The organism is Pseudomonas sp. gcc21 (assembly GCF_012844345.1).
GTDB lineage: Bacteria > Pseudomonadota > Gammaproteobacteria > Pseudomonadales > Pseudomonadaceae > Halopseudomonas.
Genome location: NZ_CP051625.1, coordinates 3,337,450 through 3,364,408, shown reverse-complemented (window position 1 = coordinate 3,364,408; position 26,959 = coordinate 3,337,450). Strand labels below are relative to the sequence as shown.

Below are 26,959 nucleotides of genomic sequence, written 5' to 3'. Positions count from 1 at the left end.
CCAAAGGATATAGCCTCATGTTTCGCTCCGCCGTGTTGACCCTTTTGCTTGTTACTGCGCCCATGTGCGCTGTTGCCAAATCACCTGATCATCCATTGCTGAGCCGCTTTCCCGAAGCCCGGGCCACCAACTATCAGCAGGTAAGCTTTGAGCGTTTTTCCTTGCCGACAGGCTTGCCCCCCGAGGAAGCGAGCATGGCCTTCCCGGAACTCAACCTGATCGGCGACATGACCCGGCACACCTACCGCATTCGCAACACCTCGACCCTGAAGGTGTACCAGAACTACAAAGCCGCGATAGAGCGCGCCGGTATGAATGTACTGTTCGAATGCAGCCTCGATGAATGCGGCAACCAGCGCCAGATCCAGGACCTGGGAGCAAAGTTGGCGATCAGTAACAGTGTGTTCACCTTCTGGCAAAAGCCCTATTACTTGCTCGCTGAGGCCGATGAAGGCAAGGCGCACGTGGCGGTGTTCATTGGTGGCGACGATGGTGAAACTGCTGTCCAGCAAGTCATCATCGAGGAATCGCAGGTGCGCGATGACCTCATCGATATCGATATGTCCTACCTTGAGCGCCCCCGCGAACTCAACACTGAAATTGCAGAAGTTACACCGGCACAACGCGCCCGCGATCACGCTCTGCTGTCACGCTACCCGGGCGCACGGATTCGCCAGCGTACCCACAGCGAATATGAACACTTCATCATTCCCGTCAGCGTTGTCAGTGCTACGCGCAATGTCGACGAGTTTGAAAAAATCGAGCTAACCGGCGAGCTAACCCGCCACTTTTATGAATTGAGCAAGGTGTCCACGCTCAAGGTATACCGTAACTACACCTCCGCGCTGGCCGAAGCCGGATTCGAAGTGCTCTACGAGTGCTCGCGGGACGCCTGTGGCAGCTCCACCGAAATTCGGGCGCTCGGCGCGCTGATCGCCAACACCGGCAATGTCTACAACTACTACCGTGACCCGCATTACCTCGTCGCCCGCCGCGATACGGTGAAGGGCCATGCCTATATCGCGCTGTTTATCGGCGAGTACCGTGGCGATACTGCCGTTCAGCAAGCAATTCTCGAAGCAGGCCCCACCGAAACGGGACTCGTCAACGTCGATTCAGACCTTCTGCATACTGAGCTCGAGGAGTCAGGCAAGGCCTCAATTGAGGGCATCTTGTTTGATACAGGCAAGTCGACAATCAAAGTCGAATCGAAAGCTGCGCTGGAGTCGATAGCGGAATTGCTGAACGACTATCCCCAGCTGCAACTCTATGTCGTTGGTCATACCGATGATGTGGGCTCCCCCGAACTCAACCTGCGACTCTCGGCCGCGCGTGCAGAGTCTGTGGTGCAGACGCTGGTCAAGGATCACGGGATAGCTGCCGCACGGCTGCACTCTGCCGGCATGGGGCCCTACGCCCCGCTGGCGAGCAACACGACCGAGGAAGGCCGATCAATGAACCGGCGGGTTGAACTGGTCAGCCGCCTGCCTTGAGCCACGCTTGCTGGACAGGCCGGTTTCAAGACCAAAACGTCGACTGTTTCCGGCTCAGCAGTCGATCAGCCAGTATGATCGGGCACAAAATGTACTGCCTGAAGGAATGCCCATGCGCATCCGCGTAACTGTCCCGATCACTGCCGCTGCTCTCGCCCTTTTTGCCACGTCCGTTCCGGCCAAAGCACCGGATCATCCGCTCATAAAACGCTACCCGTCCGCAACGGTAAGGCTGTACGAGAAACTCGAGTATGAGCGCTTCCGGTTGCCAATTGGCATACCGGAAAAGGCTGGCGAAGAGCCGCCAACCCTCACCGTTACCGGCGACAGAACCCGGCATTTCTACGAAATCCGCGGGGTTTCGACACTCAAGCTGTACGAAAACTACCGCAAGGCACTGGAACAAGCCGGAATGGACGTGCTGTTCGAATGTGCCCATGAAGCCTGTGGCGAGGCGCGTCAGGGAAACCAGTTGGGGGACTGGATTGCCATCAACGGTAAAGTCTTTAACTGGCACGGCAAACCCTATTATCTGGCAGCCAAGCGTGACGTGGAGGGTAAGTCTACTTATGTCGCGGTCTACATGGGTGGCTACAAGGATACAGCAGCCATCCAGCAGGTGGTCATACAGGAAGTCCCCCTGGTCAACGACCTGCTCGACATCAATCCTGACGTGCTCGGTCCAGCCGCTGCCGCCGCAGACAGTCCGGCCATTACCGAAGAACAACGTGCAAAGGATCACCCTTTGTTGTCCCGATACCCTGGCGCTAGCCTGCGAAGCAGTGAAAAGCTGGACTATGAGACGATCTCACTGCCCATGGGTCCCATAACGGGCAAGCGCAACGCCTATGAATACGACAAGCTCGAGGTAACCGGTGATCTGATGCGCCATACCTACCAGTTGCCCCAAGTCTCAACGCTCAAGGCCTATGAAAACTATAAGGCCGCGTTGGATAAAGCCGGCTTCGAGCTTGTGGTCGACTGTCAGCTGAAGCAATGCGGTAACGCTGACCAGGCCGAGACACTGGGCGGGCTTCTCGCTATAAGCGGTGACGTGTACAACTACTACCGCAAGCCTTACTACCTCGTCGGAAAACGCGACGCTCAGAGCGGCCCGACCTATGCAGCAGTCTTCATCGGTGGTTATAACGACGAAACCATGATCCAGCAGAACATTGTTCAGACTGTAGCGGCGCAAACCGATCTGATCGGCGTGAACGCAGATGAGCTTCACAAGGAGCTGGAGGAAGCAGGCAAAGCGCTGATCTATGGCATCTACTTTGATACGGACAAATCCGAGGTCAAAGCCGAGTCAGCCCCCGCGCTCGAAGCGATTGCCGAATTGCTGGGCAAACATCCCGGGCTCAAGCTGTATGTGGTCGGCCACACCGACGATACCGGATCGGTGACACATAACCAGTCGCTCTCCTCGGCACGGGCCAAGGCGGTTGTACAACAACTGACGCAGCAGTACGGCATTGCTCCTGCCCGCCTCTCGCCTGCCGGCGTCGGGCCGCATGCGCCCCAGGCCAGCAACCACAACGACGCCGGACGAACGCTTAACCGGCGCGTGGAGTTGGTCAAGCGCGTTAACTAACTCCCCTGCAACCCAGCGAGCGCTTGTGCTCGCGTGCGGGCTCAACGACAGGGCCGTAAAGCGGCGCAGATAGTGGCGTAGCGCAGGCGCGCTACACCATCAGGCAGGCACACTGACGGCGGAGGCTTGCCGGGATTGTCGAGCTCCGTCTCGACAGAAAACTACGCTGAACACACGGCAATGCCAGGCACAAAAAAGCCGGCCCGAATACTCAAGGCCGGCTTTTCGCGCGTTTAATCAGAAACTCAGCGCACGATCCCCTTGCTCATCACGAATCCGCGTGGGCAGACCGATATCATTGAGCAGATTGATGAACGGCTTGGGCGGTAGCTCCTCGACGTTGACCATCTTCTGCACATCCCACTCGCCCTTCGCAATCAGAATGGCTGCGGCCACGGCGGGCACGCCGGCAGTATAGGAAATGCCCTGGCTGCCAACCTCTGCGTAGGCTTCAGCGTGATCGGCGACGTTATAGATGAACACTTCCTTCTGCTCACCGTTCTTCTGTCCTTTCACCAGATCGCCGATACAGGTCTTGCCCTGGTAGTCCGGCGCCAGAGAGGACGGATCAGGCAGCACCGCCTTGACCACTTTCAGCGGCACCACTTCCAGCCCTTCGGCAGTGGTAACAGGCTGCTCTGACAGCAGACCCAGGTTTTTCAGCACAGTGAACACATTGATGTAGTGCTCACCAAATCCCATCCAGAAACGGATGTTCGGCACATTCAGGTTCTGCGACAACGAATGCAGTTCGTCATGGCCGGTCATGTAGCTGGTCTGCTGGCCCACTACGGGCAGGTCGTCGGTACGCTTGACCTCGAACATCTGGTTCTGCGTCCATTCGTTGTTCTGCCAGGACCATACCCGGCCAGTAAACTCGCGGAAGTTGATCTCAGGATCAAAGTTGGTAGCAAAGTAGCGACCATGGCTGCCGGCGTTGATGTCGATAATGTCGATTTCATCGACCTTGTCGAAATACTCGTTCACGGCGAGCGCCGCATAGGCGTTTACCACGCCCGGGTCAAAGCCAACGCCAAGAATGGCGGTAATGTTGTTCTCAGCGCACAGCTCGCGGCGCTTCCACTCGTAGTTGGCATACCACGGCGGCGTTTCGCAGATCTTGTCCTGCTCCTCGTGGATGGCGGTATCGAGGTAGGCCGCACCTGTTTCGATACAGGCCTGCAGCACCGACATATTGATGAAAGCCGATCCGACATTGATGACCATCTGCGATTGTGTCTTGGCAATCAGCGCCTTGGTTGCTTCTATATCCAGCGCATCCAGGGCATGGGCTTGCAATTCACCGGCAACCTTGAGGCTGCCCTTTTCCCGCACGCTGTCGACTATCTGCTGGCATTTCTCGACAGTGCGCGAAGCGATATGGATGTTGCCCAGGATGTCATTATGTTGTGCACATTTATGTGCAACGACCTGTGCAACACCACCGGCACCAATAATTAGAACGTTTTTCTTCATGTCTCTTCCTCGAAACGCCTCCTTGGAAAAGGCTTGGGTGGTGGCCTCAGGAGAGGCCGTTAACAAAGTCTTCGAAGCCGAACTCCTTGACCAGTTCAACCTGGCCGTCGAGCTGACGCACTGCTATGGAAGGCATTTTCACGCCATTGAACCAATTCTTTTTGACCATGGTGTAACCGGCGGCGTCGATGAACGACAGCCTGTCGCCAATCGCCAGCTCCTTATCAAACTGGAACTCGCCGAAGATGTCCCCGGCCAGACAGGATTTGCCGCAGACCATGTAGCTGTGCGGCCCTTCACAGGGCTCCATTTTGGCGGGCTGACGATAGATGAGCAGGTCGAGCATATGCGCTTCGATCGAACTGTCGACGATTGCCAGATTCTTGCCATTGAACAGGGTGTCCAGCACGGTGACTTCCAGCGAAGTGCTCATGGTAATGGCCGCTTCGCCGGGCTCCAGATACACCTGAACCCCGTACCGCTCGGAGAATGCTTTGAGGCGGGCGCAGAACTTGTCCAGCGGATAGCCTTCGCCAGTGAAGTGAATTCCACCCCCGAGGCTGACCCACTTCACCTTTTCCAGCAACGAACCGAACCGCTGTTCAATCTGCGCAAGCATCTGGTCAAACAGCTCGAAGTCGCTGTTCTCGCAGTTATTGTGGATCATGAAACCGGACACCTGATCGATCACCGCGGCAACCTTGTCGGCATCCCATTCGCCCAGACGGCTGAACGGACGCGAGGGGTCGGCAATCAGGTAATCCGAGCTACTGACCTGGGGGTTGAGACGCAGGCCACGCACGTGATTGCTCGAAGCATCGGCGAAGCGCTGCAACTGGCTGATGGAGTTGAAGATGATCTTATCGGAGTGCGCCAGAACCTCTTCAATCTCGTCGTCGGCGTAGGCCACGCTGTAGGCATGCGTCTCGCCGCCGAACTTCAGCTTGCCGAGCTTGACCTCATACAGCGAGGACGAGGTGGTGCCGTCCATGTACTGGCTCATCAGATCGAATACTGACCAGGTGGCAAAACACTTGAGCGCCAACAATGCCTTGGCGCCGGAGTGTTCCCGTACGTAGGCAATCTTTTCGAGATTGCGCAACAGCTTACTTTTGTCGATCAGGTAATACGGCGTATTGATCACTGAGTCACCCTCCGTCCAGCCCGACAGCGGGGGTTGCCCCCGGCGTGAAGAAAGCGCGCGATTATAGTGGAAACGGGGAGTGGCTTCGAGTGAAAGATGTGGCGAGGGGTTTCAGGGCTCCTAAGCTTAAGGCTGGAAGCTGGAAGCTGGAAGCGAGAGGTTGTAAAGGAACTGAGGTTAAGTTCTGAATGTCCGGCGCGATGGCCGGACATTCACGAGCCTCACTGCTTAGAAATTGTAGCGCAGGCCAATGGAAGCAAGATCAACATCCACGTTTACATCAAACTTATCCGCAACGTCGTCATAGCGCTCGTACTCTGCCGCGATTTCAAACTGAGGCGTCAGAGCGAAGGTCGCGCCTACAGCATATGAAGTGACCCAATCCTTCTCAGACTCGTTCCAGTCGAGCCAGCCCACTTCCTTTTCTGTAAAGTCCAGCTCCAGCTTGTGATAACCAACCTTGCCGTAAAGCTTGAACCGATCAACTGGAATGGTGCCGACCAGGTTCGCTCCATAGCCCTCGACTTCCGCGATCTGCTTGAAGCCTGGCTCTTGATAGGTCGCTTCACCCAAATCCAGATATTGGAACTCAACGCCCACAAACCGGTTCAGCTGTATACCTGCGCCAATCTTGAAAGCCGTATCTTCATCATCAAGGGAACCCGGCGCCCCATCGTACGCGCTACCGAAATCGTAACTGGCTTGACCAACATTACCGAACAGATACCCATTCGGCTGAATTTCGGCCGCCTGGACGCCAGAAATCATCACGCCGGATACCAGCGCAGCAAGCAGTGTTTTCTTGAACATCGAAAGTCATCTCCTGATGATGTGATAGGCCGCCTTCATGGCAGCGAGTCCTTTATCCCGGTGCATCCATTGACCGGGTCGCCCAATACTACCCCGCTGCGATAGCCAAACGCCACTTGCACGACTTAGGGCTCCGCTCAGCGCAGCCCAAGATCGTCCCTAGATCATTGCAGCGGGATCATTCATATCGCCCGCTTGCCAGCGCAGTGTGCGCGGTGCGCCGGAGCCTTCTTCGATAACATGTGCCACCCTCGGCACGGCATAGCACTGGTCGCCACGCTTCGGCTGCCACTTGTTGAACTGGGCATGGGTAATACCAACCTCCCAGGGCTCTGCCGACTCCCAGCCGATGGGTGAAAGCTCAAGACGCACTTCAGCGCCCACCAGGCTGACCGACTCGATGCGCAGCGGTAAATGGGCGTGGGCCGCCGACATGGATTGCAAGCGCACCTCATGGGAGCGCATGTACAGCTGCAGTTCCTTCGACGTCACGGGCTCGCCCAGTTTCACCCAGGCCTCACCCTGCCGTATCACTTGCTCTTCCAGGCCGCCATTAAACACGTTGACGTGCCCCAGGAAATTAAACACGAATCGGCTGCCTGGCTCGGCGTAAAGCCTTTGCGGGGAATCGACCTGCTCGATCCTGCCGGCGCTCATGACGGCCACCTGATCAGACAGCTCGAGCGCCTCCTCCTGATCATGGGTCACGAACACGCTGGTGAAATGGAATTCGTCATGCAAAGTGCGCAGCCAGCGGCGAAGATCCTTTCGAACCTTTGCATCCAATGCCCCGAAGGGTTCGTCCAGCAACAGGATTTGCGGTTTCATCGACAATGCACGGGCAAGCGCGATACGTTGTTTCTGTCCGCCCGAGAGCTGTGCCGGATAGCGGTTAGCCAGATGACCGAGCTGGACCATCTCCAGCAGCTTATCCACCCGCTGCCGGATTTCCGCTGCCTTGGGGCGTTCCTTTGCGGGCAGGACTTCCAATCCGAACGCAACGTTCTGCGCCACGGTCATATGCCGGAACAGAGCGTAGTGCTGAAACACGAAACCGACGCGCCGATCACGCACGTGCAACCCGGTGACATCTTCCCCCTGAAACAGAATGCGACCGCTATCGGCGGTCTCCAGGCCTGCAATAATGCGCAGCAACGTTGTCTTGCCGGAGCCAGACGGGCCCAACAAGCCAATCAATTTGCCGTCCGGCACCTCAAGCGAAATGTTATCCAGCGCCTGAAAGGAGCCAAAAGATTTGTTGATACCTTCGATGGAAATACTCATCAGCGGTTGTCCGATTGATCATCCAGGGGAGCACGCTGACGGGCCTGCCGCCACTCCACAAAACTCTTCACAACGATGGTTATGAGCGCGATGCCTGCCAGCAGCGAGGCGCTGGCAAACGCACCTACCACGTTGTAATCCTGATACAAAAGCTCCACATGCAGTGCCAGCGTATTGGTCTCGCCGCGAATATTGCCCGAAACCACCGATACCGCACCGAACTCCCCGACTGCCCGGGCATTGGTCAGCACTACGCCGTACAACAATGCCCACTGAATATTCGGCAGAGTCACACGGCGGAACAGTTGCCAGCCGCTGGCGCCAAGTACCACTCCGGCCTCTTCTTCTTCGCGCCCCTGCTGCTGCATCAAGGGGATCAATTCCCGCGCTACAAAGGGGCAAGTCACGAAGACCGTGACCATGACGATGCCCGGCCAGGAGAACATCAGCTGCACGTCCCGATCAGCCAGCCAGCTGCCGAGCCAGCCGTTGCTGCCATACAAGAGCAGATACAGCAGGCCAGCTACGACAGGCGAGACCGCGAAGGGAATATCGATCAGCGTGATCAGCGCCTTGCGTCCGGGAAACTCGAAGCGCGTGACCAGCCACGCGAGAAATACGCCAAATACCAGGTTGATCGGCACAGTCAGGGCCGCTACGAAGAGCGTCAGGCCGATCGCGTGTAGAGTGTAACTATCAGTCAGGTTGCCCAGGTAGGTCTGCAATCCACCGGAGAACGCCTGGGTGAAAATGATCACCAGCGGCATGACCAGCATGATCACTGTCAGCGCCAATGCCAACCCGATGAGTGTCCATTTGACCCAGGGCTGGTCACCAGCGCGCATGGTTCTGCGTTGATGCATAGCCATTACCGTCCTTGCAGCCGGCGCAGGTAGCGCGCCTGCCAAAGATTGATACCAAGCAACAGGATCAACGAAGCGATAAGCACGACTGAAGCAATCGCGCTCGCGGCCGCGTAATCGAACTCCTGAAGGCGGACGAAAATCATCAGGCTGACGATTTCGCTGACGTATGGCATGTTGCCGGCGATGAAGATGACTGCGCCGAACTCACCCAGGCTGCGGGTGAACGATAGCGCAACCCCCGTCATCAACGCCGGCCACATAGCCGGAAACAGAATGCGCCGGAATACAGTCCAGTCGGATGCGCCCAGGCTGACCGCGGCCTCTTCGTCCTCTGGTGCGAAATCCTCCAGCACCGGCTGCACCGTTCTGACGACAAAGGGCAGACTGGTAAACGACATAGCCACAATGATGCCCAGCGGCGTGAAAGCCACTTTTATGCCCAGCATTGCGAACAGCTGACCGTACCAACCATCCGGTGCGAAGAGCGCCGTCAGAGTGATGCCCGCTACGGCCGTCGGCAAGGCAAACGGCAAATCTACAAGCGCATCCATCAAGCGTTTGCCGGGGAACTCATAGCGTACGAGAACCCAGGCAAGCAACAATCCGACCACACCGTTGATGATCGAGGCGATGGCGGCTGCCCACAGCGTTACCTTATAAGAGGCGACCACGCGTTCATCTGTAATGACAGCCCAGTATTCAGCCCAACCCATACCCGCCGTCTGCACGATCAAACCCGTGACAGGCAGTATGAGCACGATGCTTATAAAAAAAAGCGATACGCCGAGGCTCAAAGCAAAACCCGGCAAGACACGCTTGTCGGGTTGGCTGGAACGGCCTGGGAAAAGGCCGGAGAAAGATTGTTTCATTGAGAATATGCGTTATCGACGTTGTAGTTGGTCGAGCTTTCCACCGCTGGCGAAGTGCACTTTCATCACATTTTCCCAGCTTCCACCGATTTCCTCGACGGGCAGCAATTCTACCTCAGGGAACTGGTCGGCGAATTCGGCCTTGACCGTTTCGTTATGCACCCGATTGTAGAATCCGGCGATCAGGCGCTGTGCATCTTCTGTATAGAGGTTTTCTAAATAAGCCTTGGCCAGCTCTTCGGTCCCGTTTTTCTCGACGCTCTTGTCGATCCAGGTAACCGGAAATTCAGCGAGGAAACTGATCTTCGGCACCACCACCTCGTAGCCCTCGTTCTGGGCCGCGATGTTATTGACCTCGGCTTCGAAGGTGAGCAATACATCACCAATGCCGCGCTCAACGAAGGTAGTGGTCGCACCACGTCCGCCCGTATCGAATACCGCTACGTTGCCAAGCATGTTCCGCAGAAAGTCATCAATGGCGTCCTGGTCGTCACCAAAGGTCTTCTGAGCGTAGCCCAGCGCAGCAAGGTAGGTGTATCGACCATTACCGGAGGTTTTGGGGTTCGGCAACACAGAGCTGACGTCGTCGCGTACCAGGTCATCCCAGTTACGGATGTTCTTCGGATTGCCTTCGCGAACCAAGAACGCCATGGTGGAGTAGTACGGCGAGCTGGCGTTAGGCAAGCGCTCACGCCAGTTCTCCGGAATCAGGTTGCCCTTCTGGTGCAGGATATCGACATCGGTGACCTGGTTGTAGGTCACCACATCAGCGCGCAGCCCTTGCAGGATAGCCTGCGCCTGCCGGGAAGAACCGGCGTGGGACTGCTTGATTTCAACTGTCTTGCCGGTTTTTTCTTTCCACTGTTTTGCGAAGAGCTCGTTGTATTCGGAGAACAATTCTCGGGCGATATCGTAGGAGGAATTCAGAAGCTCTTGGTCAGCGGCCTGGGCGGGAAGCGTCAACCCTACGCTCAGAAACAACGCGGCAACGGCTGAACCCGTACGCTTGGACAAAGCGACTAAACTGGCCATGTAACCCTCCGAAGTATGTTCATACATGATGAAGTCGATCGAGCAGGAAGGTTACCTAAGCCTTTGCGATAGAACAAATTGTTTATTAGACGTATTTATTTATTCCTTAATCCGCTAAAGCATATAGCGATACAGTCATCAGGACTGTACTGACTGAAACCAGCAACTCGGTTGCCTCCCAGGCTCAGATAAAGTAACGGGCAGCTCGAAGAATAGTAGAAAGATATGTCGGGCACGGAAAACGCGCGCCATATCGCAATATTTCACCGGCTGCCAAGATTTTCCGCGCCCATAAAAGAACACCCCGACCTGTTTCCAGGTCGGGGTGTTCTCGGTATAAGCGCTTGACGATGACCTACTCTCACATGGGGAGACCCCACACTACCATCGGCGATGCATCGTTTCACTTCTGAGTTCGGGATGGGATCAGGTGGTTCCAATGCTCTATGGTCGTCAAGCAATTCGTTGCTGTGCGGCTGTTAGTCCACACGGCGTAAAGGGTTGGGAGCGTGATAGAAGCTCGGACAAGGGGGTAACTGTCATCTCTGCAGTTCCAGACTGTCGTTCAATCGGTGTCTTGTATAACACGGTAAATTGCTTGGGTGTTATATGGTCAAGCCACACGGGCAATTAGTACTGGTTAGCTCAACGCCTTGCAACGCTTACACACCCAGCCTATCAACGTCGTAGTCTTCGACGGCCCTTCAGGGGAGTCAAGCTCCCGGTGAGATCTCATCTTGAGGCAAGTTTCCCGCTTAGATGCTTTCAGCGGTTATCTCTTCCGAACGTAGCTACCCGGCAATGCCACTGGCGTGACAACCGGAACACCAGAGGTTCGTCCACTCCGGTCCTCTCGTACTAGGAGCAGCCCCTCTCAAATCTCAAACGTCCACGGCAGATAGGGACCGAACTGTCTCACGACGTTCTAAACCCAGCTCGCGTACCACTTTAAATGGCGAACAGCCATACCCTTGGGACCGGCTTCAGCCCCAGGATGTGATGAGCCGACATCGAGGTGCCAAACACCGCCGTCGATATGAACTCTTGGGCGGTATCAGCCTGTTATCCCCGGAGTACCTTTTATCCGTTGAGCGATGGCCCTTCCATACAGAACCACCGGATCACTAAGACCTACTTTCGTACCTGCTCGACGTGTTGGTCTCGCAGTCAAGCGCGCTTTTGCCTTTATACTCTACGCACGATTTCCGACCGTGCTGAGCGCACCTTCGTACTCCTCCGTTACTCTTTGGGAGGAGACCGCCCCAGTCAAACTACCCACCATACACTGTCCTCGATCCGGATAACGGACCAGAGTTAGAACCTCAAAGTTGCCAGGGTGGTATTTCAAGGTTGGCTCCACGCGAACTGGCGTCCACGCTTCAAAGCCTCCCACCTATCCTACACAAGCAAATTCAAAGTCCAGTGCAAAGCTATAGTAAAGGTTCACGGGGTCTTTCCGTCTAGCCGCGGATACACTGCATCTTCACAGCGATTTCAATTTCACTGAGTCTCGGGTGGAGACAGCGCCGCCATCATTACGCCATTCGTGCAGGTCGGAACTTACCCGACAAGGAATTTCGCTACCTTAGGACCGTTATAGTTACGGCCGCCGTTTACCGGGGCTTCGATCAAGAGCTTCGCCGAAGCTAACCCCATCAATTAACCTTCCGGCACCGGGCAGGCGTCACACCCTATACGTCCACTTTCGTGTTTGCAGAGTGCTGTGTTTTTAATAAACAGTTGCAGCGGCCTGGTATCTTCGACCAGCCAGAGCTTACGGAGTAAATCCTTCACCCTAGCCGGCGCACCTTCTCCCGAAGTTACGGTGCCATTTTGCCTAGTTCCTTCACCCGAGTTCTCTCAAGCGCCTTGGTATTCTCTACCTGACCACCTGTGTCGGTTTGGGGTACGATTCCTAGTTACCTGAAGCTTAGAGGCTTTTCCTGGAAGCATGGCATCAACCACTTCGCTTTCTTAAAAGAAAGCTCGTCATCGGTTCTCGGCCTTAGGATCCCGGATTTACCTAAGATCCCAGCCTACCGCCTTAAACAAGGACAACCAACGCCTTGCTGGCCTAGCCTTCTCCGTCCCCCCATCGCAGTAACTAGAAGTACGGGAATATTAACCCGTTTCCCATCGACTACGCCTTTCGGCCTCGCCTTAGGGGTCGACTCACCCTGCGTCGATTAACGTTGCGCAGGAACCCTTGGTCTTCCGGCGTGGGAGTTTTTCACTCCCATTGTCGTTACTCATGTCAGCATTCGCACTTCTGATACCTCCAGCCAACTTCTCAATTGACCTTCACAGGCTTACAGAACGCTCCTCTACCGCACATCCTAAGATGCACCCGTAGCTTCGGTGTATGGTTTGAGCCCCGTTACATCTTCCGCGCAGGCCGACTCGACTAGTGAGCTATTACGCTTTCTTTAAAGGATGGCTGCTTCTAAGCCAACCTCCTAGCTGTCTAAGCCTTCCCACATCGTTTCCCACTTAACCATAACTTTGGGACCTTAGCTGACGGTCTGGGTTGTTTCCCTTTTCACGACGGACGTTAGCACCCGCCGTGTGTCTCCCGTGCTCGCACTCACTGGTATTCGGAGTTTGCATGGGGTTGGTAAGTCGGGATGACCCCCTAGCCCAAACAGTGCTCTACCCCCAGTGGTGATACACGAGGCGCTACCTAAATAGCTTTCGAGGAGAACCAGCTATCTCCGAGCTTGATTAGCCTTTCACTCCTATCCACAAGTCATCCGCTAACTTTTCAACGGTAGTCGGTTCGGTCCTCCAGTGCCTGTTACGGCACCTTCAACCTGCCCATGGATAGATCGCCCGGTTTCGGGTCTATACCCTGCGACTGTTCGCCCTATTAAGACTCGGTTTCCCTACGCCTCCCCTATACGGTTAAGCTCGCCACAGAATATAAGTCGCTGACCCATTATACAAAAGGTACGCAGTCACGGAACAAGTCCGCTCCCACTGCTTGTACGCATACGGTTTCAGGTTCTATTTCACTCCCCTCACAGGGGTTCTTTTCGCCTTTCCCTCACGGTACTGGTTCACTATCGGTCAGTCAGGAGTATTTAGCCTTGGAGGATGGTCCCCCCATGTTCAGACAACGTTTCACGTGCGCCGTCCTACTCGATTTCACAGCTAAGAGCCTTTCGTGTACGGGGCTATCACCCACTACGGCCGCCATTTCCAGGGCGTTCCACTAAACTCTAAACTGCTTAAGGGCTGCTCCCCGTTCGCTCGCCACTACTTGGGGAATCTCGGTTGATTTCTTTTCCTCGGGGTACTTAGATGTTTCAGTTCCCCCGGTTCGCCTCACACACCTATGTATTCAGTGTGTGATACCCAGCTTATGCTGGGTGGGTTTCCCCATTCAGAGATGTCCGGATCATAGCTTGTTTGCCAGCTCCCCGAACCTTATCGCAGGCTACAACGTCTTTCATCGCCTCTGACTGCCAAGGCATCCACCGTATGCGCTTATTCACTTGACCATATAACCCCAAACAATCTGTGCTGTTGCCAGCGCGACTGATGAAGTCACATGTTATATCGACATGATTTCACGACAATCCGGAACTTGCGTTGAGATTACAAGTTACCTTAGCCATAACCCTGTGCAGTGAAACACAGTGCTATGTCTTGTCTTACTTCTATCACTTTCCCAAATTTTTAAAGAGCGGCTGGTATAAAGACCAGACATCAATGATCTACCCTGAGGCAATCATTCATGTATGAACTCTAGGTCCAGCTAAGGCGTTGTTGTTGCGTCGGTACGTCGGTCTGTCTTGGTGGAGCCAAGCGGGATCGAACCGCTGACCTCCTGCGTGCAAGGCAGGCGCTCTCCCAGCTGAGCTATGGCCCCTTTAAGAACCGTCGCACCTCGACAATTGGTGGGTCTGGGCAGATTCGAACTGCCGACCTCACCCTTATCAGGGGTGCGCTCTAACCAACTGAGCTACAGACCCAATCGCCTTTCTTTTGAATCAAGTAATTCGTGTGAGTGCTTGAAGAGTGTCGAGATCTATCGATTAAGGAGGTGATCCAGCCGCAGGTTCCCCTACGGCTACCTTGTTACGACTTCACCCCAGTCATGAATCACACCGTGGTAACCGTCCTCCCGAAGGTTAGACTAGCTACTTCTGGTGCAACCCACTCCCATGGTGTGACGGGCGGTGTGTACAAGGCCCGGGAACGTATTCACCGTGGCGTTCTGATCCACGATTACTAGCGATTCCGACTTCACGGAGTCGAGTTGCAGACTCCGATCCGGACTACGAACGGTTTTTCGGGATTAGCTCCACCTCGCGGCTTGGCAACCCTTTGTACCGCCCATTGTAGCACGTGTGTAGCCCTGGCCGTAAGGGCCATGATGACTTGACGTCATCCCCACCTTCCTCCGGTTTGTCACCGGCAGTCTCCTTAGAGTGCCCACCATTATGTGCTGGTAACTAAGGACAAGGGTTGCGCTCGTTACGGGACTTAACCCAACATCTCACGACACGAGCTGACGACAGCCATGCAGCACCTGTGTCTGAGTTCCCGAAGGCACCAATCCATCTCTGGAAAGTTCTCAGCATGTCAAGGCCAGGTAAGGTTCTTCGCGTTGCTTCGAATTAAACCACATGCTCCACCGCTTGTGCGGGCCCCCGTCAATTCATTTGAGTTTTAATCTTGCGACCGTACTCCCCAGGCGGTCAACTTAGTGCGTTAGCTGCGCCACTAAGAACTCAAGGTTCCCAACGGCTAGTTGACATCGTTTACGGCGTGGACTACCAGGGTATCTAATCCTGTTTGCTCCCCACGCTTTCGCACCTCAGTGTCAGTATCAGTCCAGGTAGTCGCCTTCGCCACTGGTGTTCCTTCCTATATCTACGCATTTCACCGCTACACAGGAAATTCCACTACCCTCTACCGTACTCTAGTTCAGCAGTTATGAAAGCAGTTCCCAGGTTGAGCCCGGGGATTTCACACCCATCTTACTGAACCACCTACGCGCGCTTTACGCCCAGTAATTCCGATTAACGCTTGCACCCTCTGTATTACCGCGGCTGCTGGCACAGAGTTAGCCGGTGCTTATTCTGTTGGTAACGTCAAAGTTGCTACGTATTAGGCAACAACCCTTCCTCCCAACTTAAAGTGCTTTACAATCCGAAGACCTTCTTCACACACGCGGCATGGCTGGATCAGGCTTGCGCCCATTGTCCAATATTCCCCACTGCTGCCTCCCGTAGGAGTCTGGACCGTGTCTCAGTTCCAGTGTGACTGATCATCCTCTCAGACCAGTTACGGATCGTCGCCTTGGTGAGCCATTACCCCACCAACAAGCTAATCCGACCTGGGCTCATCTGATAGCGCAAGGTCCGAAGATCCCCTGCTTTCTCCCGTAGGACGTACGCGGTATTAGCGCCCGTTTCCGGACGTTATCCCCCACTATCAGGCAGATTCCCAGGTATTACTCACCCGTCCGCCGCTCTCAAGAGAAGCAAGCTTCTCTCTACCGCTCGACTTGCATGTGTTAGGCCTGCCGCCAGCGTTCAATCTGAGCCATGATCAAACTCTTCAGTTAAAAAACTGCTTGGGTTTTGAGAAAACCCTAAACTTGGCTCAGCTTTACAAATAAACTCGATGAATTCACAGAGTAACTTGCTTGGCTGATAATCTTGCGATCATCGAGCAACTCAGCAAGCACCCACACGAATTACTTGATTCAGATTGTTAAAGAGCGATTCGGCCGGCGTTTCCGCCTGACCAAGGCCGCGTATTCTACGCTAACCTTCTGATCCGTCAAGCAATTTTGTGAAGTATTTTTGCTGCTTCACTTGTTGCCTGAGTGGCCTGAACAGCGCTGCTGTTCCGTGCCAGGGAGGCGCATTCTACAGGAGCCAAGCTCACTGTCAACACCTTCCGTAAACCTTGATGAGTCATCTCATCGCTGCGAACAACCGATCCAGCCAGCCCTTCGCAGAGCGGCGCATTCTACGCCTTCTTCCCAGCCTGTCAACCACTAAATTATCTCTAACTTATTGATTACTAAGCGCTTATTCCAAAGCACCCTGACTTGGGAGACGCGCATTATAGGCCTGTGAGATTTGTCGTCAAGCCGTTTTGATACGAATACGGGCAAATTTCTTCTTGCCTGCCTGGCATACATATTCAGAGCCCGGCTTGAACTCGAAGCTGCGCTCTACAACGGCGCCGTCCACTCTGACAGAGCCCGCCGCGAGCAGGTCTCTTGCGGCCGCCGCGTTCTTGACCAGACCCGCCCTATTCAGCACAGCGGAAACCGGTAAAGACCCATCAGTCTCCAACACAACCTCGGGCATATCGTCGGGCAACTCGCCTTCAGCCAAACGGTTACCTGCTGAACGATGAGCATTCGCTGCGGCCTCCTCTCCATGGAAGCGCGCCACCAACTCTTCGGCAAGCTTGATCTTGACATCCCGCGGATTAGCGCCTTTCTCTACATCGGCACGAAAGGCATCGATCTCAGCCATGCTGCGGAAGCTGAGCAACTCGAAGTAACGCCACATCAATGCATCCGGCATCGACACAATCTTGCTGTACATCTCGCCCGGCACGTCATTGATACCGACATAGTTGCCCAGCGATTTGGACATCTTCTTGACGCCATCCAACCCCTCTAACAACGGCATGGTAAGAGTAATCTGAGGCTCTTGTCCGTACTGCCGCTGCAGCTCGCGCCCCATCAGCAAGTTGAACTTCTGATCCGTGCCGCCCAACTCTACATCAGCCTTCATCGCTACTGAGTCGTATCCCTGCACCAGCGGATAGAGAAACTCATGGATCGCTATCGACTGACCGCCCTTGTAACGCTTATCGAAATCGTCCCTTTCCAACATACGGGCTACAGTGTATTTGCCCGCCAACTGGATCATGTCAGCCGCGCCAAGCTTGTCCATCCATTCGGAGTTGAACAGGACCTGCGTCTTTTCGGCGTCGAGAATCTTGAACACCTGCTCTTTATAGGTTTCGGCATTAGCCAGAACCTGCTCACGCGTCAACGGCTGCCGAGTGATGTTCTTTCCTGAGGGGTCGCCGATCATTCCCGTAAAGTCACCAATAAGGAACAGTACATGGTGACCAAGGTCCTGGAACTGGCGAAGCTTGTTGATAAGGACGGTGTGCCCAAGATGCAGATCCGGAGCAGTCGGATCAAACCCTGCCTTGATTCGCAGCGGCACGCCACGCTCAAGCTTGGCGCGAAGTTCGCTTTCTACGAGAATCTCTTCCGCACCGCGCTTGATTAGCGCCAACTGCTCGTCAACCGGCTTCATGTCGGAAACCCTGCCTGTCTGGAATAAAAAAGGAGCAAACCTTACAACATTGCCGCTCAATTTCAAGCGTGCACGGCCGATGTACAAATCATGCGGCGCCCGGCGCGACGGAAAATCGTCAAGAGGCTGCGTTGTAAAAATGACGGACGACGCACATTATGGCTTGCGCCTAAGGGCTTTCAGTTATAATTTAGCAAGTTAGTCAATAATCCATAGAATCAACCACAAGAGCGCTTATGCCTCCTCAAAAGACAAAGACGCCGCGATATCCTAAAAGCCATATCATGGCGGCCAGCGGAATCGCTGCAGCGCTAAGCATTTTTTTGCTCGTCATCCCTACGACGGATGTTGAAGCGCGCCGGACGTTCGTTCCGCTTGAACTGGAAACGTCCCCAATCTTGGAAGGACAACCTTCGGTCTCTGATCAATTGGATGCGCTGATCAGCGAGACAGTCACAGTTGCTTCTCCACTTCAACTGGCCCACCCTACCGAAACGCCGATTCAAACGGAAGCTTCTCCTGCGATCTTGCAATCGCGCGCCACAGCTCCGGAATCAACTTCTGCCGAACTGGCCGAAACGACCGATTCGCCTCCGACCGACTGGATAAGCGTCACCGTTGCCGCAGGCAATACGTTGTCGGTGCTATTCAGCCAGCTCGGATTCTCCGCTGCCTCGCTTCACTCTGTTGTGTCCAGCAGCAAAGATGCGCAACGGTTCACCCGGCTGAAGGTCGGCCAGGTTGTGGAATTCAAGAAGGACGAGACCGGAGAGCTGTTAGCCATTCGCTCCAAACTTAATGATCTTGAAACGATCCGTCTGGACAAAAAAGGCGGTACCTTTGCGTTCACGACTGAGAGCATCAAGCCGGATGTCCGGACGCGGTTCGCCAAGGGTGAAATCAACAGCTCGCTGTTCCTCTCAGCCCAGAAAGCCGGCCTGTCGCATAACCTGACCATGCAGATGGCCAACATCTTTGGTTACGACGTCGATTTCGCCCGTGAGATCCGCAAGGGTGACTCTTTCGAAATTCTGTTCGAAGAGTTGCACGTGGGCGAGAAACGGGTAGGCACCAATAACATCCTGGCGGCGCGCTTTACCAACCGCGGCAAAATTTTCACCGCCGTCCGGTACACCGATAAAAACGGCAACAGCAGCTATTACCGTGCAGACGGTACCAGCATGCGCAAGGCCTTCATCCGTACCCCCGTTGAGCTTGCCCGCATCAGCTCGCGCTATAACCCGAACCGCCGTCATCCGGTACTGAAAACCGTACGGCCACATCGCGGGGTTGATTACGCCGCAGCCACCGGCACGCCGATTCGCGCGACGGGTGACGGTCGCGTCGTGCATGCCGGACGCAAGGGCGGTTATGGCAATACCGTGGTAATCAAGCATGGTCAAAAATACCAGACCTTGTATGCTCACATGAGCCGCTTTGCCAAGGGTTTGAAAGCCGGAGACAACGTTTCCCAAGGCCAGGTAATAGGTTATGTGGGGACCACAGGTCTCTCCACCGGGCCGCACCTGCACTACGAATTTCTGGTAAACGGAACGCACGTTGACCCGCTTAACGTGAAGCTGCCTGTATCCGACCCCATTCCAAAAGCAGAGCGCACCGCTTTCCTGGAAATCAGCAACAGCCTCATGGCCAAGCTTGATCAACAGGGCAGTACTCAGCTGGCGTCACTGGAAGAATAATGTCCGGGTTCTATGTCGGTATCATGTCAGGCACCAGCCTGGATGGTATCGACATCGCTCTGGTTTCCGTCGAAGGTCAGCAGGCCACCTTGATAGGTGCGACCTGCCTGCCATTCCCCCCTTCCCTTTATAACGATCTACTCACTCTGTGTAATTCAGGCCCGGACGAGATCCATCGAGCCGGGCTCGCCGGCATGGCGTGGGCCAGGCTCGCAGCCAGCGGGATCGATATGCTACTGGCCAAACATTCGATCGATGCATCACAGGTCAAGGCAATCGGGAGCCATGGTCAGACAATACGGCACCATCCCGAGCAAGGGTTTAGCTGTCAGATCGGCGCCCCTGCTCTGCTAGCCGAACTCAGCGGAATTTCCGTTATATCTGACTTTCGCAGCCGCGATCTAGCAGCCGGAGGTCAGGGCGCGCCACTGGTCCCAGCGTTTCACCAGTGGCTGCTCAGCTCCCCGGAAGCCGTTCGCGTTCTGGTCAATATAGGCGGCTTTTCCAACCTGACGGTCTTGCGTCCCAATCAAAGTGTCACGGGTTTCGATAGCGGCCCGGGTAACGTGCTACTTGATCACTGGATTAATCGACATCATGGCGAAGCCTTCGATCGCGACGGTAATTGGGCACGAAGCGGCAAAGTGAATGATGAACTTCTGGCGTACATGCTGAGCGATTCCTATTTCCAGCGCCAGCCACCGAAAAGTACTGGCCGGGAATATTTCAACGCGTCCTGGCTGGATGCCGCTCTGCAACAAGCAAGCGGAACCTTCGATCCTGCCGATATCCAGGCGACTCTGCTAGAGCTCACCGCCCGATCCATCGCTCAGGATGTTTTTGCCAATGTTACCGATACGGCAGAGATCTATGTGTGCGGCGGCGGCGCACGCAACCGCTGGTTGATGGAACGTCTCGCGCAATTACTGGCGCCGCTATCGGTCAGAAGCACTCATGCAGTAGGCGTTGACCCCGACTGGATGGAAGCCATCGCCTTCGCCTGGTTGGCGTGGCGCTTTGATAACCGGGAGACCTCGAACCTACCCGTCGTCACGGGAGCGCGAGGCACGCGAATTCTCGGCGCGTTGTATCCGGCGTGATCAAGATCGCGCTGTTTTGCCGGCCACTTTTCTGAACCTGAACAGGAATATCAGCAGGCTGAGGAACGCGACACTCCAGCTGGCGGCAGCCAACAGATGCATTCCCGCGACCGGCAGAAGCGTACCCGCGAGAATTCGAGCTATGGCAGCAAGACTGATCAACCCTGCTGCAAGATAGATTGCCGGTGCGGCATTAGCGTTTTTCTGAGTTCGCTGTGCCTGGCTACGCGCCATAACTGTAAGCGTCAGGCTTCCCAACGCTCCGACACTGATCCCGTGCAAGGCAGTGGACAACGGCAGCGCCTGGAAAAGCAACGCACTACCGATCAGAAGCCATCCGAAAACCAGCCAGGCATACCCCGACGCCAGAGCAACCAGATCCGGCCGATCCCGACACCGCCAGACAGGCCAACGCAGCAGCCGGACCAAGGCAAACCCTGCTGCGGCAAAGAGCGCGATTCCCGCAATCAACTGTGCCGCTTCACCAGAAAGAAGATTGGCGATAAGAGCCGAAGCCAGCAACAGAAGAACATATCCCTCTAGCTGCGGCTGAAGCCGGGCCCGAAGCTCATAATTTTGCTTCAACAGGTGCGTCGCTATGGCGGGCGCGAGCATCCTTCCACTCATGAAGAACATGAGGGCGCTCAGTAACAGAATCGCCTCGAAAAACAATCCGTGGACCGCCCTTGCGTTGGCGGCTAGCGTCAGACCTTGAAATACCGCCCCAGCCACACATAACCCGAGCAGAATGGGCGCAAGCGTTTTGTTGCGCCATTTTTTTGCGCCAGCGAAACGCGGCACCGCTTTATAAGCGAGCACAGCAACGAACAGGATATTGGCTAACGCCGACAGGTAACTTGCTGGCCAGCCCAGGAAAGCGATACGCGCAAAAAGCCAGAGGGAAAACGTCGCCGCCAGCCATCGTCGCGGCTGCGGGCCGAGCACGTAGCCCGCTACAACTGCGATAGCGAAGCCGAACAACATCTCGTGCGCATGACCGATCGAACTGACCAGGCCAGGAGGCGCAGCCAATAGTCCAAGCTGTGCCAGCACGGACCACGGCAAGATCAATGCGCCGTAGGCGGTAGCAGCAGGAAAGAAAACCAGACTGGCTAAGGGTTGTTTCGCTCGCTTGGACAAACCCTTACTCCTGCTCAGCGAAGGGAAGCCGGCGCTACTCGGTCCAGACTGTTCAAAAGTGCAAGAAGACCATGAAGCGCGCTTAACAGGACGAAGGCGGTGAGATGACGAGAAGGCTACGCTAACCGGCCCACTAGGACGCTAACTACCGGTTCAGATGGAAAATGATGAACCACAGCCGCAAGTAGTGGCCGCATTAGGATTATTGATCACGAAACGAGACCCTTCGAGCCCTTCCTGATAATCGACTTCTGAACCAGCCAAGTACTGAAAACTCATCGGATCCACCACCAGCCTCACACCGCCGCGCTCGACAACCGTATCGTCTTCAGCCAACTCATCGTCGAAGGTGAACCCGTATTGAAACCCGGAGCAGCCGCCGCCTGTTACAAACACGCGCAGGCTGAGGCGTTCGTTACCTTCTTCTTCAATAAGAGCGCGCACTTTGCCAACCGCGCTATCGGAGAAATTCAACGGAGTGGGGGTAAAGATTTCAGCAGTCGACATACAACCTCCAGCAGCGGGTACCGCAGCACAACAGACCCGATATTATGGTTAACCCGAGTCTTTTGGTCAACTATTCACCCGGCTCGTTTGCTATCGATGCCAGATTAACCGGCAATTCGTCATTGGCCAGCTCATTACCCAGATATTTGAGCTGACCGCTGATCTGGGCGCCCATTACCATTTCCATGAAACGGTAGTGCAGGTCTCCGTTAATGCGGGCGTTGGCATCCAGTTCCAGATGCTCGAACGCATACACATCACCGATTACCTGACCGTTCACTTTGACGCTGGGCGCTCGGATCACGCCTTCAACCTGACCATGCTCGCTGACCCGAACCAGACCCTGCTCGGCTTCAATGCTGCCAACAACCCGCCCATCGATCTGCAACGCGCCCTGGAAGCGGATATCGCCCCGCACCACCGCATCCTGCGCTATGACGGTTGTCTTTCCACCAAACTGACTGATGTCCATTTTTTTTAGCTTTTCGGTTTTCCACATCAGGACTTTGCTCCCGTTACTGTCCAGTCGAACATCTGTTCTACCAACGTTTTGCCATCATGCTCGGCACGTAGATGCACACGTTTAGGTTGGAACCCTTCTGGAAGCGACAATTCGGCTTCCCTGCCATTGGCCGGCAGCACCTGAAAATAGCGAAAGTCCAGCGCCAGCCCTTCATCATCACCAACTGTAGTCATGCTTGATAAAGGTATCACTACTTCTTCGCCGTCGCGCGAGCCGTGCACCTCAATGAAGAGCGTAGCCTGCGTGGTTTCGCTCTCGCTACCTACCCTGCTGACCATAACCTTGTAGCGAAACACATCGGGGCGCTCGGTGGGCTGCAATTCGAATGCCTGAAAGCGCAAACCCGGCACCATTGCATTGGGCGCCAAGGCACCCTGATAGATAGCAAGATCCTGCTGCAACTTGAAGAGCTGCTGTTCGAGATCGGTAATGATCTTGCGACCATCTCTCACTGCCTCCCGCGCGACCAGCAAATCGACTTCCAGCTGCTGATAACGTTGCTGGGTCTGCTCCAGCTCGGCCTGAAGCGTTTGATGACTATCGCGCAGCTGGGAATGGTTTTCGACCAATTTGGAACGCAGTGCGGCATCCCAGCCAAGCCAGGCGGCAGCAGGGAATGCCAGTAACACGAATACTGCCAAAACGCGCCTGACCAGGCGGGCGAACCGTGATTCCACCGGAATCACGGCAAGACGATGTCCGCGCCGTAACGGAACCCGGCGCAGCAATTGATCGGTCAAGGCATCATCGCCGGATGAGCGAGCCCGAGGCTTTCTTCGAGCCCCAGCGCGATGTTCATGTTCTGAATCGCCTGTCCGGATGCGCCCTTGACCAGGTTATCGATTACCGAGAGCACTACCACCAGGTCGCCGCCCTGCGGACGATGAACCGCCAGCCTGCATTGGTTCGCGCCGCGGACGCTGCGCGTTTCCGGATGACTTCCTGCCGGCATCACATCCACAAATGGCTCGTCGGCATAGCGGTCGACGAACAGCTGCTGCAAGTCGACAGAATGATCCGTAACGTTTGCATAAAGCGTGGCGTGGATACCCCGGATCATGGGGGTCAGGTGTGGCACGAATGTCAGGCCGACCTCTCCTCCTGAAGCGAGGCGCAAACCCTGGCTGATTTCGGGCAGATGCCGGTGCCCTATAACGCCATAGGCTTTCATGCTTTCGCCCGCCTCGCCAAACAACGCGCCGACGCTCGCGCCGCGTCCTGCACCACTAACACCAGACTTGCAATCGGCAATCAGTCGCGTGGTATCGGCCAGTCCGGCTTCAAGCAGAGGCAGCAACCCCAGTTGCACCGCGGTCGGATAGCATCCCGGCACAGCGATCAGCTGCGCGCTGCGTATTGCCTCCCGGTTTACTTCCGGCAGACCATAGACGGCCTGACCAAGCAAATCGGCAGCACCATGCGGTTGGCCATACCATTGCGCCCACTCCTCGGCATTCTTTAGCCGGAAATCGGCGGACAGATCGATCACCCGAACGCCTGTCGTCAGCAACTCGGCAGCCATCGAGTGCGCGACTCCATGTGGCGTAGCGAAAAACACGACGTCGCACGCACCCAGCCGCTGAACATCCGGGACACTGAAGACCAGATTGTCGTAATGGCCACGCAAATTCGGGTACATGTCGATGACGCGGACACCCTCTTCCGAGCGGGAAGTAATGACCTCAACCTGCGCTTGAGGATGCTGAGCCAGCAACCGAAGCAGTTCTACTCCGGTATACCCGGTGCCGCCGACAATGCCGATCCTGATCATGATTGCTCCCCAAAACGATTGAACATGGCAAATAGACCTCTATGATAAGAGTCCGCTGGAGCAAATTACCAGTAAAGCCATCCCATCGTCGGCAGCGTGCCGAAACTAGTTGAGGAATGTCAGTGTATCTCTGGATCAAGGCCTTCCATATCATTGCTGTTATCACCTGGTTTGCGGGCCTGTTTTATCTGCCTCGCCTGTTCGTCTATCACGCAGCGGCAGATGATCGGCCCAGCCTGGAACGGTTCAAGATCATGGAGCGCAAGCTTTATCGGGGCATCATGACGCCTTCCATGCTGGTAGCAGTGGCACTGGGTCTGTGGATGGTGATGCTTCAGCCCGGATATCTGGAGCAGGCGTGGCTGCATGCGAAGCTCACGCTGGTTGCTCTGATAGTGGTCTACCACTTCGCCTGCGGCGCCCTGCTACGCACCTTCGCCGTTGACAAGAACACGCGCTCGCACGTGTTTTACCGCTGGTTCAATGAAGCTCCGGTGCTGGTACTGGTGGCCATTGTGCTGCTGGTAGTGCTCAAGCCGTTCTGACTGACCGCTCTGCAATCTGAACGTGGTTTCATTCTCGCCACGGTTGGTTAAACTGAAGACTGCACGCGAATAATGAGGAGCACCTAGTGGACTGTCTGTTCTGCAAGATAGCTGAAGGCAAAATCCCGGCTAAAACCCTGTATGAAGATGACCAGGTCATCGCCTTCCATGATATTAATCCGCAGGCGCCGGTACACTTTCTGGTACTGCCCAAAAAGCATATCGCCACGTTGAATGACATGACCGAAGATGACCGGGCGCTGGTCGGGCATATGACATATGTCGGACAGAAACTGGCGCTGGAACAGGGTTGCGACCAAGGGTTCCGAACGGTATTCAACTGCAAGGAATTTGGCAGCCAGTCGGTATACCATATTCACCTGCATGTGCTCGGTCAGCGGCAAATGGGCTGGCCGCCGGGTTAAACCTCCGCATCAGGACGGCACCCGCCCCCATCCACCTGCCCTCAGGAGTACGCGATGAGCGTTTCACGTCACTACAGCCTTGTCGATCGACTACTGGTTCAAGCTGATCAGTCGCTGCGCACGCTGATTCCCGGCGCGGCTCAAGCCAACCGCCCCTCCCCGGCGCAGCACATCACCACCGACGAAATACCCGAGAATGCGCGGCGGCATATCGCCGGGCTCATGCGTATCAATCACACCGGGGAGGTCTGCGCGCAGGCTTTGTATCAGGGGCAGGCACTTACTGCGAAGCTGCCGGAGGTGCGGGGCAAGATGGAGCAGGCGGCAGCCGAAGAAATAGACCACCTGGCCTGGTGTGAACAGCGGTTACGCGAGCTGCGCAGTCATCCAAGTGTTTTCAACCCGCTGTTCTATGGGCTGTCGTTCGGAATGGGGGCGGCCGCAGGGCTGGTCAGCGACCGGATCAGTCTGGGTTTTGTTGCAGCAACTGAACAGCTGGTAGAAAAGCATCTCGATGATCACCTCGAAGACCTGCCCGAGAATGACGTCAAATCGCGCGCTATTCTCGAACAGATGCGAGAGGATGAGATTGAGCACGGGAACCAGGCCCTTGACGCAGGGGGAGCTGTATTCCCCGCACCCGTCAAGTTGGCGATGACGCTGATGTCACGGGTCATGACGAAGGCCAGCTACCGCACCTGAGGCGCAGCTGGCCACAGCCAACTCAGTCTACTTCTACGATCTCGTAATCGTGCGACATCTTCACACCAGCACGGCCAAACATGATCGAAGCAGAGCAGTACTTCTCCGCTGAAAGCTCCACCGCCCGTTTGACGTGCTGCTCTTTGAGATTCTTGCCGCTTACGATGAAGTGTACATGCACCGCCGTGAACACTTTCGGCTCAGTCTCGGCGCGCTCACCTTCGAGCACGGTCTGGACATCGCGGATGTCCTGCCGCGCCTTGCGCAGTATGCTCACCACATCATAACTGGCGCAGCCACCCAAACCGATCAGAACGGTCTCCATCGGCCGAACACCCATATTGCGTCCGCCCGCTTCAGGCGGACCATCCATTACCAGCGTGTGACCGCTGCCGGATTCGCCGACGAACATTGCCCCATCAACCCACTTGATATGCGCTTTCATATGCTCTCCAGCGGCACCAATTCACAATTCGAAAGAACGGCAGAATAACACAGGCCAAACGGTGCAGTGGCGGTATGGCCATTTCCAGTGAAACTGGACATAATCAGATTTGGTCTCGGAAATGAGGCTGCATGGATGCCAGGCATCCTATGGTAAGGACCACAATAACGGAGCATAAGGATAGTCCGGTTTTTTTGTCCAAGGACCCAGTTTATCAGCCCACTGC

Annotated in this window: 21 protein-coding genes, 2 tRNA genes and 3 rRNA genes; 7 read left to right on the top strand and 19 right to left on the bottom strand. The window is 55.5% G+C overall.

The genetic code is table 11. From position 1 onward, the window contains the following. Nucleotides 1–17 precede the first annotated feature (17 nt). Together HG264_RS15595 and HG264_RS15590 are read left to right on the top strand one after the other, a co-directional pair. Nucleotides 18–1,493, top strand: a complete 1,476-nt coding sequence (locus tag HG264_RS15595; RefSeq protein ID WP_169408467.1) for an OmpA family protein — start codon at nt 18–20, stop codon at nt 1,491–1,493. A gap of 112 nt (nt 1,494–1,605) precedes the next feature. Then, a complete protein-coding gene (locus HG264_RS15590) occupies nt 1,606–3,090 on the top strand; it encodes an OmpA family protein (RefSeq protein WP_169408466.1) in 1,485 nt (494 codons plus the stop codon). Between the two features lie 237 nt (nt 3,091–3,327). On the opposite strand, the gene HG264_RS15585 is transcribed toward HG264_RS15590, so the two are convergent. The 13 genes from HG264_RS15585 to tyrS all read right to left on the bottom strand — a co-directional run bounded on the left by HG264_RS15585 (nt 3,328) and on the right by tyrS (nt 17,875). Further along, nucleotides 3,328–4,566, bottom strand: a complete 1,239-nt coding sequence (locus HG264_RS15585; protein WP_169408465.1) for a saccharopine dehydrogenase family protein — start codon at nt 4,564–4,566, stop codon at nt 3,328–3,330. 46 nt (nt 4,567–4,612) lie between these two features. Then, complete coding sequence (nspC, locus tag HG264_RS15580) at nt 4,613–5,710, bottom strand: carboxynorspermidine decarboxylase (protein ID WP_169408464.1); 1,098 nt, start codon at nt 5,708–5,710, stop codon at nt 4,613–4,615. A gap of 228 nt (nt 5,711–5,938) precedes the next feature. Next, complete coding sequence (locus HG264_RS15575; RefSeq protein ID WP_169408463.1) at nt 5,939–6,520, bottom strand: porin family protein; 582 nt, start codon at nt 6,518–6,520, stop codon at nt 5,939–5,941. A gap of 159 nt (nt 6,521–6,679) precedes the next feature. Further along, entirely contained in the window at nt 6,680–7,804 is a 1,125-nt protein-coding gene (locus HG264_RS15570) for a sulfate/molybdate ABC transporter ATP-binding protein (RefSeq protein ID WP_169408462.1), read from the bottom strand. Further along, a complete protein-coding gene (cysW, locus tag HG264_RS15565) occupies nt 7,804–8,667 on the bottom strand; it encodes a sulfate/thiosulfate ABC transporter permease CysW (protein WP_178102821.1) in 864 nt (287 codons plus the stop codon). Before cysW ends, HG264_RS15570 begins: the two co-directional genes overlap by 1 nt. 5 nt (nt 8,668–8,672) lie before the next feature. Then, on the bottom strand, nt 8,673–9,539 hold the full coding sequence (gene cysT, locus HG264_RS15560; RefSeq protein WP_169408460.1) for a sulfate ABC transporter permease subunit CysT: 867 nt from the start codon (nt 9,537–9,539) through the stop codon (nt 8,673–8,675). Nucleotides 9,540–9,551: 12 nt separating this feature from the next. Continuing rightward, nucleotides 9,552–10,571 carry a thiosulfate ABC transporter substrate-binding protein CysP gene (gene cysP / locus HG264_RS15555; RefSeq protein ID WP_169408459.1) on the bottom strand — a complete coding sequence of 340 codons (1,020 nt, stop codon included), beginning with the start codon at nt 10,569–10,571 and terminating at the stop codon, nt 9,552–9,554. Nucleotides 10,572–10,913: 342 nt separating this feature from the next. Next, nucleotides 10,914–11,029: ribosomal RNA gene (gene rrf, locus HG264_RS15550) — 5S ribosomal RNA — on the bottom strand. 151 nt (nt 11,030–11,180) lie between these two features. After that, nucleotides 11,181–14,071 (bottom strand): 23S ribosomal RNA (locus HG264_RS15545). Between the two features lie 295 nt (nt 14,072–14,366). Continuing rightward, a tRNA-Ala gene (locus tag HG264_RS15540) sits at nt 14,367–14,442 on the bottom strand. Between the two features lie 26 nt (nt 14,443–14,468). Beyond that, nucleotides 14,469–14,545, bottom strand: a tRNA-Ile gene (locus HG264_RS15535). 64 nt (nt 14,546–14,609) lie between these two features. After that, nucleotides 14,610–16,146 (bottom strand): 16S ribosomal RNA (locus tag HG264_RS15530). The 16S, 23S and 5S rRNA genes sit together here with 2 tRNA genes alongside, the layout of an rRNA operon. A gap of 529 nt (nt 16,147–16,675) precedes the next feature. Further along, on the bottom strand, nt 16,676–17,875 hold the full coding sequence (gene tyrS / locus HG264_RS15525) for a tyrosine--tRNA ligase (protein WP_169408458.1): 1,200 nt from the start codon (nt 17,873–17,875) through the stop codon (nt 16,676–16,678). A gap of 236 nt (nt 17,876–18,111) precedes the next feature. On the opposite strand from tyrS, the gene HG264_RS15520 reads away from it, so the two are divergent. Together HG264_RS15520 and HG264_RS15515 are read left to right on the top strand one after the other, a co-directional pair. Next, nucleotides 18,112–19,575 (top strand): peptidoglycan DD-metalloendopeptidase family protein, encoded by a 1,464-nt coding sequence (locus HG264_RS15520; protein ID WP_169408457.1) that lies wholly within the window; start codon nt 18,112–18,114, stop codon nt 19,573–19,575. Beyond that, nucleotides 19,575–20,675 carry an anhydro-N-acetylmuramic acid kinase gene (locus tag HG264_RS15515; protein ID WP_169408456.1) on the top strand — a complete coding sequence of 367 codons (1,101 nt, stop codon included), beginning with the start codon at nt 19,575–19,577 and terminating at the stop codon, nt 20,673–20,675. The genes HG264_RS15520 and HG264_RS15515 overlap by 1 nt, the downstream gene beginning before the upstream one ends. Here the strand turns inward: HG264_RS15515 and HG264_RS15510 are convergent, their stop codons facing one another. From HG264_RS15510 to argC, 5 genes are all read right to left on the bottom strand, one after another. Then, a complete protein-coding gene (locus tag HG264_RS15510; RefSeq protein ID WP_169408455.1) occupies nt 20,676–21,815 on the bottom strand; it encodes an NnrS family protein in 1,140 nt (379 codons plus the stop codon). A 153-nt stretch (nt 21,816–21,968) separates the two neighbouring features. Continuing rightward, complete coding sequence (erpA, locus tag HG264_RS15505) at nt 21,969–22,322, bottom strand: iron-sulfur cluster insertion protein ErpA (protein ID WP_169408454.1); 354 nt, start codon at nt 22,320–22,322, stop codon at nt 21,969–21,971. Between the two features lie 70 nt (nt 22,323–22,392). After that, entirely contained in the window at nt 22,393–22,821 is a 429-nt protein-coding gene (locus HG264_RS15500; RefSeq protein WP_169408453.1) for a polymer-forming cytoskeletal protein, read from the bottom strand. Continuing rightward, a complete protein-coding gene (locus HG264_RS15495) occupies nt 22,821–23,585 on the bottom strand; it encodes a DUF6776 family protein (protein WP_169408452.1) in 765 nt (254 codons plus the stop codon). The genes HG264_RS15500 and HG264_RS15495 overlap by 1 nt, the downstream gene beginning before the upstream one ends. Then, nucleotides 23,582–24,616 carry an N-acetyl-gamma-glutamyl-phosphate reductase gene (argC, locus tag HG264_RS15490; protein WP_169408451.1) on the bottom strand — a complete coding sequence of 345 codons (1,035 nt, stop codon included), beginning with the start codon at nt 24,614–24,616 and terminating at the stop codon, nt 23,582–23,584. Before argC ends, HG264_RS15495 begins: the two co-directional genes overlap by 4 nt. Nucleotides 24,617–24,738: 122 nt before the next feature. Between argC and hemJ the strand changes: the two genes are divergently transcribed. From hemJ to coq7, 3 genes are all read left to right on the top strand, one after another. After that, complete coding sequence (hemJ, locus tag HG264_RS15485) at nt 24,739–25,161, top strand: protoporphyrinogen oxidase HemJ (protein ID WP_169408450.1); 423 nt, start codon at nt 24,739–24,741, stop codon at nt 25,159–25,161. Nucleotides 25,162–25,247: 86 nt separating this feature from the next. Beyond that, complete coding sequence (locus HG264_RS15480) at nt 25,248–25,586, top strand: histidine triad nucleotide-binding protein (RefSeq protein WP_169408449.1); 339 nt, start codon at nt 25,248–25,250, stop codon at nt 25,584–25,586. 54 nt (nt 25,587–25,640) lie between these two features. Continuing rightward, entirely contained in the window at nt 25,641–26,288 is a 648-nt protein-coding gene (coq7, locus tag HG264_RS15475) for a 2-polyprenyl-3-methyl-6-methoxy-1,4-benzoquinone monooxygenase (protein WP_169408448.1), read from the top strand. A 22-nt stretch (nt 26,289–26,310) separates the two neighbouring features. Here the strand turns inward: coq7 and HG264_RS15470 are convergent, their stop codons facing one another. Then, nucleotides 26,311–26,733 (bottom strand): OsmC family protein, encoded by a 423-nt coding sequence (locus tag HG264_RS15470; protein ID WP_169408447.1) that lies wholly within the window; start codon nt 26,731–26,733, stop codon nt 26,311–26,313. Nucleotides 26,734–26,959 lie beyond the last annotated feature (226 nt).